An 8,841-nucleotide genomic window follows, 5' to 3' on the forward strand; every position below is an offset into this window, starting at 1 on the left:
TCCGGTCAGCGGATTGACGGGGCGGGTCGTATAATACTCATGCAGCTCGCGAAACGCCTCGTTGTGCCGGATCAGCGGAATCATCGCCCGAAACAGCACCGATCGCAGCCGTTTCCGTCCCCGTTTGGAGATGTGCTTTTGCCCTTTGCGCTGGCCGGAGGAGTTCTCCTTGAGCGTCAGGCCCGCCAACTTCACCAATTGGCGCGGGTCCCGATAATGGGCGAAGCTGCCGATCTCCGCCAACAGATCGATAATCGTGGCGTCTCCCAACCCGTCGACCGTTTTCAGCCATTGATACTCCATCGTCGTTTGAACCAACGCCTTCAACTCGGCGTCCAACGCGGCGACCTCAGCCTCCAATTGGCGGTATCGGCGGACGAGCGCGGCGATCTCAAACCGGGCCATCGTCGTCCCTTCCGTCACCCCAATCGAGTCCTTCGCGGCGTTGATCAACGCCTGAATTTTGGCCTTCTGCGGGCATTTCAGCCTTTCGCTTTGCCGGTACACCTCAAGAAGCTCCTCCACCGTCCGGCCGGCCATATCGGATGGAAGCGGCGTCCACTCCAGCACCGAAAGCGCCGTTTTCCCCAGGTCGCGAAACACCGTCCAAAACTCTGGAAAATATCGGTCGGTCCAGCGGACGATCGCGTTTTTCACCGCCGTCTGTTCCTTGCGGAGCTTCTCTTTGAGCGTGCTCCCGACGCGCAAATCGGCTTCGATCTCGTGCAGCAGCCGGGGGACGAGGAATCGTCCGTCTTTTGCCAGTCTGGCAATGACCAGGGCGTCTTTGGCGTCGTGTTTCGTCGGCAGGTTGTCATCGAGTTCTTTCGACCGGCACACATGCGCCGGGTTGACCATGACCAACGGGATCCCGTGCTCCTCAAGGAAGTAGGCGAGGTTCAACCAGTAGTGCCCGGTCGGCTCCACCGCGACGATCACCTCTGACTTCCCGAACGCTTGCATCGCCTCCTGAATCGCTTCATACAACTGGCGAAAGCCCTCTTTCGACTGGAAGATCGGGAACGATTTGCGAAGCACACGCCCCCGGTCATCCACGAAGCAGGCGTAGTGGGTTCGTTTCGCGATATCGATGCCCACGACAAGCGTTTGTTCGGTGACTTGATCAATTTTATAGTTTTGTGTACAATTCATCTGAAGTCCTCCTTGGTATGGTGAGTGATGTGTTTGACACCCCTGCATCATACCAAGAGGGCTTTTTTTGATCAAGTCCCCGGAAAAGCTCCTAACGGGAATGCTCCTTTCTCTTTTTCTTTCATCATAGATACCTTTCCATCAAAAGAAAAGAGAAAAAAGAATGATTTCAACGAAAAAGAGGCCGCTTTGGCGGTGCAAAGGTCAACATTTCGTCAAACAAGATTTCCAACGGACTTGGCTAAAGAGTGAAAGATCGGTTAAAATGGATCATATTATTCTTCCATCTTTGTAAGAGAGGAGCATACTTTATGAAGATCATGAAAAAATTTCTAGCCGTCTCAGCGCTAAGCGCCGGAATCCTTCTGTCGCCATTTCACACCCACGATGCACAAGCAAAAGTTTGGTGGAACGGCATGGAATTGGTGCAGGGACAGATCGGCAAATTAACTGTTTTGAAAGATACCGAGCTTTATAAGTTACAAGGAGAGAAGAAAGTTTACATAAAAACGTTAAAAGCCGGCGGAGTCTATCGCATTTACACGTTTAAACCTGGCATGTTAGGGTTAGGCGGCGGATATTATGTCGATCGCGATGCCCGGGTAAAATACGAAACTCCTTCCAAAGCAAAACTCAATCAAGTTAAAATGGAACAGCTGTTCCGTGGAGTAAAACTCGGCATGTCCACTTCTCAAGTCAAGAAGTTGGAAACCGCAAAATTTATCCTACAAGAAAATATAGACGGCGGCCAAGCCTGGGTCTATTCGACTTCTCTTTTTGGATACGATACACTGCTCGTCTACGGATTTGAAAACGGAAAGCTGGCCTTCTACGGCTACTCGTTCGATGCCGGAAAGGAGTACACAAACGATCAGCTCACAGCGATTTACAACAATCTGAAACAACAGCTCATCACGCTATTTGGAAACGAGTATGAACAGTCCGATTCTGGCCAAGGCTACCCGCCTGCACTCGCCTTTCACAAAGACGGCCTTGTGATTGCCCTTTCCTATGATGCGGACGGGTTGGCGGTTACGGTCACGAGTGAACAATAAACGTGCAAAAAGCGAGGCTGCCCCATTCATTCGGACAGCCTCGCTTTCTTGCTTACTCCCCATTCACCAACTTCAACTTCTCCTTTGACGGCGTTTCGTAGCGGATGTGCGTGTCGATGTCGGTCACGTAATACCCGCCGCCGACCGCGTACTGCCCGCCGAAGCGCGCGTCATACCCGTAGACGCGGTATACTTCCCCAGGCTGTAAGATGCGGACGAACTTAAGGCGCCCATCCTTCGTCCGCTTCCATAGATTGATCGGCTTTTGCACCGTCAAGCGGCCGATTTGCCCTTTTTTCAACTCCACGCCATCCCAGTACACTTTTTTCACTTGGCCTGGAGGAGTGGTTGGCTTTCTCGGTTTCTCTTTTGGTTTCGATGGAGACGGTTTTTGCGGCGGTGCTGATGGAGGTGCTCCGTTTCCCGGCGGAGCTGTGCCGCCCGGCGGAACGCTCCCCCCAGGGGATGTGCCATCCGATGGACCACCGTTGCCCGGAGAGGTGCCGTTGCCTGGTGTTGCCCCTCCGTCATGGGACGGCGTTTCGCTGCCCGGCCAACCGCTTCCTGGAGAATCGCCGTTGCTTGGCGGCGTTGTCAACTTCCCTTCGCGCAATTGCTTCGTTTCTAAATTCAGCACGTAATCTTTTGTGTTTTTCGCAATCGCTCCGCCGTCGTTGTTGAAAATGGCTGTTTTGCTTTCGGCCGATGGTTCAATATGAATCGACACTTCTTTTTGATGGCTGGCCGGCGCAAACGTGTACGAGAATGCCATCCGGCCATCAATCGGCACCCGCTCACCGTTGATCGTCAAAACGCCATTTTTAATGGCATTGCCCTTGATCGTCACTTGACTCCCTTGTTTTTGCACCTCTTCGATGACGACCGGCATATCGATCCAGCGCAAAATGCGGTCTTGCACAATCATCGTATTGTTTCCTTCATTGTGGACCGTCACTTTCAAGTCGGTGCCAATCGCCCCATACCCGTAGTAGCTCACGTCATCATCGTTGTCGTCCTCACGCGTATGGTCGGCCAACCCCTCTTGATCCCACGATCCGCCTTTCACATACTTATAGGTGATCGTTTCCCCTTCCTGCACCTCGACGGTAAATTGCCAATCGGGCGTCACCGCACCGTTGCGCGACATCTCCCAGGCCCCTGTGTTCCAGCCGTTCAAGCTGTTCGGAATCGTAATTCGGGCATCCAACGGTGTGTAATCCGGCGCTCTCACTTTAAAAATCACTTTCACCATCACAATGTCCGGCGTCACCTTGACCGTGTTTGACGCCACAACATTGCCGGCGCGGTCATACAACTTGACAACATACGTGTACTCGGTGCCGTTTTCGACATCGTAGTCTGTAAATGAATCGCCGATCGAAGTGGTTGTATGCACGATATCACCGTTGCGCTCGATGGTTAACAAATAAGCATCCCCATCTTTTTTCCCAACAAACATCCATGATAAATTCACTTGTCCCGATTCAACCGCAGGCTGCCGCAGCTCGATGGCGTCTGCTGGCGCTATTTGGTCGCTACTGTCTGCCGCAAACGTCACTTGCTTCTCTGCTGTATACACCCATTCCTCGCCAAGGTTGGTCGTCAGCGCATAACGATACGTATACGTCCCTGCGGCGAGCGGAGTGAAGACAGCTCGGAACACGTTGGCGTCGCCGTCTTGTCCTTGGTAGGACGCTCTGTATTCTTTCCATGTTTCGTCACGGGTGCCTTTCACTTGCAACACCGCTTGCAACCCATCAGCTGCTCCTTTGCTTGTCACATTGTCGATGTTGACATGGACATCCACTTGTTGCGGCTTTGACAAATCCAGTGTGGCATCGCTTAACGTTGTCACGAACTGGACATTGTCGCTCGTCAGCGGGTAATGAGGAACGACGCGATTCGTTTCGACCTTCGGTGATTCATTCCCGTTTTCATCGACCGCCGCAACGGCAAAGTAATAGGCTGTTCCGTTCGTCAACGAACCGATCGTAGCCGAAGTTGTTTCCGTCTCTTGCACCATCGTATAACCGGCCCCTCTTAACGTGGACTCGTAAATTCGGTATCTCGACGCATTTCCTTCCCACGTTAACATGACACGGCCATCCGAAGGGCTCGCCTGCAAATTGCTGACTGCTGCCGGCATTTCCACCGTCACCGCCCCAAACATCATCCGTCCATCCAGGGCCGGAATCGTGACCGTCAACGTTCCGCCAGCGACCGTGGCTTTCTCGCCATCATGCAACTCATCCGTGAGTACGGTGCCATTCGGAAGCAACGAAGCGACGTCAAGAGCCACCGTCTTGTCCTCATTGCCGCGGTTGACAGCAATGAGCGCCACTTCACGCCCGTATTGGCGGGCAAATACGTATACATCCCCTTGCGCATACACCGTCTTGATGTCGCCATGGGCCAACAACGATTGATGGTGCTGGCGAATGTGCCCCACTTTCTGATAATGGGACAATAGATTTTGATCTTCTTTGCCCCACGGATACGTGCGGCGGTTGTCTGGGTCTTTTGAGCCTGTTACTCCCGCTTCATCGCCGTAATAAATCGTCGGAGCTCCCGGATATCCCATCTGCAAAATCACCGCCAGCTTGAGCCGCTTTTTCCCAAGTTCCTCATTATAATTCGGATCAAGCTCCGCCCGCTCGGATGAATCCGTTCCGTTCCCAAGCAGAAAGACCGCCCGCGCCGTGTCATGGGAACCAATTAAGTTCATCAGCGCATAAAACGCTTCACTTGGGTAGTCTTCCCTTATGGCCGTCAGTCGCTTGTCCGCCTCTTCTGCATTTCCGTTTTTCAAAAAGTCAAGCACCGCCCCGCGGAACCGGTAGTTCATCACGGAATCGTACTGGTCGCCTAGAAAATATTTCGATGCGTCATCCCAAATTTCCCCTAAAATGAGCGGCTGCTCCCCCTCTTTTAACGTCGGACCGCGGTCGTACGACCCTTGAAGCAATTCTTGGCGAAACTCGCGCCAAAACGCCGGATCCACCTCATTGGCCACATCCAACCGCCAGCCGGAGGCGCCGCGGGCAATCCAGCTTTTCGCCACCGAATCCGATTCACGGAAAATGTAATTCGCGAGCGCATCGTTGTTCAATTCACTCGGATGCGGCACTTTTTCCCCCGTCACCGACTTAAACTCCGGCAGACTGTCATAGCCCCACCATGATTGGTATTGATAATGGCCATCGACTTTTTTGTTTTCAATATTGAACCAAAGGTGAAACCCATACGGGCTGAACGTCTGTCCCTCTTGTTTGAACTTCTCTTCCACTTGTTTCCGCGCTTCTTCCTCGCTCAATCCTTTTTCATTTATCAAATCGTAAACCGCTTCCCAATATTCATACGCGCCGACGGTCGGATAGCGGTGGTAGCGGTCAAAGTAAATCGAATCGTCGGATACGTGGTTGAACACCCCGTCTAAGATGAGATGCATTCCCCGGTTCGCAAGCGCCTGCACAAACGATTGGAATTCTTCCGGGGAACCGAACATCGGATCCAATTCTTTGTAATTGCTCGCATCATATTTATGGTTCGATGGCGCATTGGCGATCGGATTTAAGTAAATCGTGTTCACCCCAAGCGACTGCAAATAATCCAACTTTTGTTCAATTCCAGCGATGTCTCCGCCGAAAAAGTCATTCGACCATTCGCCGTCGCCATCGTAGCCGCTCGTTCCTTTCAGGCGCGGATTATCGGGCAAATCCGACCAATCGCGATGCTCAATCGGCTGCGCCCCGCGTGCCTGCTGCTTGCTGTTGTCATTTGAAGGGTTGCCGTTAAAGAACCGATCCGGGAAAATTTGATACACAACCGCTTCTTTCATCCAATCTGGTGTTTTGTAATTCGGATCATAGACGGTCAGCTGGAATAGCTCTGCATTTTTGTCGACCGCCCTCCCCCATTGTCCTTCTTTCGTATCTTCGCCATATTCCGCCTTCATCCCGGCATCGACAGCGATAAATTTATAACCGTATACCCCCGGCGCAGAAGGGGTAAACGCAGCCTCCCAATATTCATCATCCCCGAGCACGCCGACTTTTTCCATCGTGTAGACTTTGGCGGTTCCGGTCGTCGCATTTTTCACATACACATCCGCCTTCGTCAAATCCCCTTTTTTCGCCGCCAGACGAAGCGTCACCTTCGTTCCCGCTTTCACCGCACCAAACGGCTGGCGGTACAGCGTATCCCATGTATTGTGTTTTAATCGGTCTTTCTGAACAACACCGTCAGAGCCATTGGGGTTGTAGTCGGTGTACACCTCTTTTGTTTTCGCATTGAAGAAGAATGTAATGATCGTCGTTTCCAAAACATTTAAGCGTGCATTCTCTTGTGGGTAGCTCTCATTCCAATTGTTTCCGAGGACAATTTTATATTCATACGATCCTTTCGGCACCTGCGCCGTAAACGTGTACACCGAGTCAAAATCATCATCGGTCAACAGCGCCGTCGATGTCCCCGGAGTCCATCCGTTGCTCTCCCCCTCATAGCCGATGGCCGGCAGCACCGTCCCGACAAGACGCGGCTGTTTCTCCTTCGCAATCGCCGTATACCATGTCGAATCAGCGATCGCATGCGTCCGGTCATTGTAATAAAACGTCACCTCGGTTTGCCGATCCAGCTTCAACACCAGATTTGCGCCATTGCGGCCGCCGGCGCCGTAATTTTCATCCCAGCTGCCGTTGACCGCAATTTTGTACTCATAGGTCCCGGCTGGCAGCGTCCCGGTGAATGTATAAAGCCCATTCCCTTCATCATGCATCCTCGTCGCCAATGCCCCCGGGTCCCATTCCGCCGTATGGCCCAACTCATCTTGCAAATTGCCGACTAGCGTGATCGTCCGTGGCTGCGAGGCCGTGGATTCAGCCGTCCACCGATGCTCCCCATTCCCTAGAGCGCTAGAACTTCCTGTTTCGTTCGCAGCGGCAACCGCCTGGAAAGGAGTCAATGCCAGCAACAACACCGATGCCAAAACCAATGATAGCATTCTCCTTGCCCTCTTGATCATCCCCCGCTCCCTTCTCCTTTGTTTGGCCAACTTCCTTCTCTCCTTTCCTTTTTATATCCCTTTGTGCAATCGTTTGCACAAAACAGTTGATGCAAACGATTTCATCAATCTTTATCTTATACGAATAAACAGAATATTTCAACTATATTCCCCTCTGTTTTTTTTATTTTCGATTCACTCCTAACTCAAAATCGTTTAAATTCGATATTGAAAACGATTACAAACAAAAATTATAATAGACGTAAACGTTCGAGGTTTTGCTTCCTGTTTACTCTTTTTATGCAATCGTTTCCCTTCATTTTTTGGAATCCAAACCGTCGAATGTAATATTCGATTAAGGGGGAAGGGCATTGTACTAACGTTTCACCGCATCATTCGAAAAGGGTGGGTGTTCCTGCTCGCGTTTTTGCTCACTGCCTCGCTGTTCTGCCCGACAGGACAGCACGCCAAGGCTGCCGCACCGTTTAACGGCACCATGATGCAGTATTTTGAATGGTACTTGCCGGATGATGGCACGTTTGGACCAAAGTGGCCAATGAAGCCAACAACTTATCCAGCCTTGGCATCACCGCTCTTTGGCTGCCGCCCGCTTACAAAGGAACAAGCCGCAGCGACGTAGGGTACGGAGTATACGACTTGTATGACCTCGGCGAATTCAATCAAAAAGGGACCGTCCGCACAAAATATGGAACAAAAGCTCAATATCTTCAAGCCATTCAAGCCGCCCACGCCGCTGGAATGCAAGTGTACGCCGATGTCGTGTTCGACCATAAAGGCGGCGCCGACGGCACGGAATGGGTGGACGCCGTCGAAGTCAATCCGTCCGACCGCAACCAAGAAATCTCGGGCACCTATCAAATCCAAGCATGGACGAAATTTGATTTTCCCGGGCGGGGCAACACCTACTCCAGCTTTAAGTGGCGCTGGTACCATTTTGACGGCGTTGATTGGGACGAAAGCCGAAAATTAAGCCGCATTTACAAATTCCGCGGCATCGGCAAAGCGTGGGATTGGGAAGTAGACACGGAAAACGGAAACTATGACTACTTAATGTATGCCGACCTTGATATGGATCATCCCGAAGTCGTGACCGAGCTGAAAAACTGGGGGAAATGGTATGTCAACACAACGAACATTGATGGGTTCCGGCTTGATGCCGTCAAGCATATTAAGTTCAGTTTTTTTCCTGATTGGTTGTCGTATGTGCGTTCTCAGACTGGCAAGCCGCTATTTACCGTCGGGGAATATTGGAGCTATGACATCAACAAGTTGCACAATTACATTACGAAAACAAACGGAACGATGTCTTTGTTTGATGCCCCGTTACACAACAAATTTTATACCGCTTCCAAATCAGGGGGCGCATTTGATATGCGCACGTTAATGACCAATACTCTCGTCAACTACCCCCACTTAGCTAACGCTTGAAGTGGAGGCTTGCAACTCCCCAGAAGTGCGAGCGGACTTCGTCCTCCTTCCTTGACTTGGGGTTGCATCAGGGGCAGGTTGACAACTGCCCAACGACGCAGGTCATGCCTGTGTCGTTCCTTCAACGATGTACTCTATTCCTTTTCGTTGAAGGTTCATAGCACCAATGCGGTCATCGTTTGAGGT

General features: G+C 51.6%; 3 protein-coding genes and 1 pseudogene. 2 read left to right on the plus strand and 2 right to left on the minus strand.

Annotation, left to right across the window (positions count from 1 at the left end; genetic code table 11):
* Positions 1 to 1,152, minus strand: a 1,152-nt coding sequence (locus DI44_RS01185; protein WP_033026381.1) for an IS110 family transposase, incomplete at its 3' end; no start/stop codon positions are given.
* A 311-nt stretch (positions 1,153 to 1,463) separates the two neighbouring features.
* On the opposite strand from DI44_RS01185, the gene DI44_RS01175 reads away from it, so the two are divergent.
* Entirely contained in the window at positions 1,464 to 2,207 is a 744-nt protein-coding gene (locus tag DI44_RS01175) for a hypothetical protein (protein WP_033026383.1), read from the plus strand.
* 52 nt (positions 2,208 to 2,259) lie between these two features.
* Here the strand turns inward: DI44_RS01175 and DI44_RS01170 are convergent, their stop codons facing one another.
* Entirely contained in the window at positions 2,260 to 7,206 is a 4,947-nt protein-coding gene (locus DI44_RS01170; protein WP_241766400.1) for an alpha-amylase family glycosyl hydrolase, read from the minus strand.
* A 466-nt stretch (positions 7,207 to 7,672) separates the two neighbouring features.
* Here DI44_RS01170 and DI44_RS0117390 point away from each other — a divergent pair.
* Positions 7,673 to 8,646: pseudogene (locus tag DI44_RS0117390) on the plus strand (alpha-amylase); the annotation flags it as partial.
* Positions 8,647 to 8,841: the final 195 nt, after the last annotated feature.

The organism is Geobacillus sp. CAMR5420 (assembly GCF_000691465.1).
Lineage (GTDB): Bacteria > Bacillota > Bacilli > Bacillales > Anoxybacillaceae > Geobacillus > Geobacillus thermoleovorans.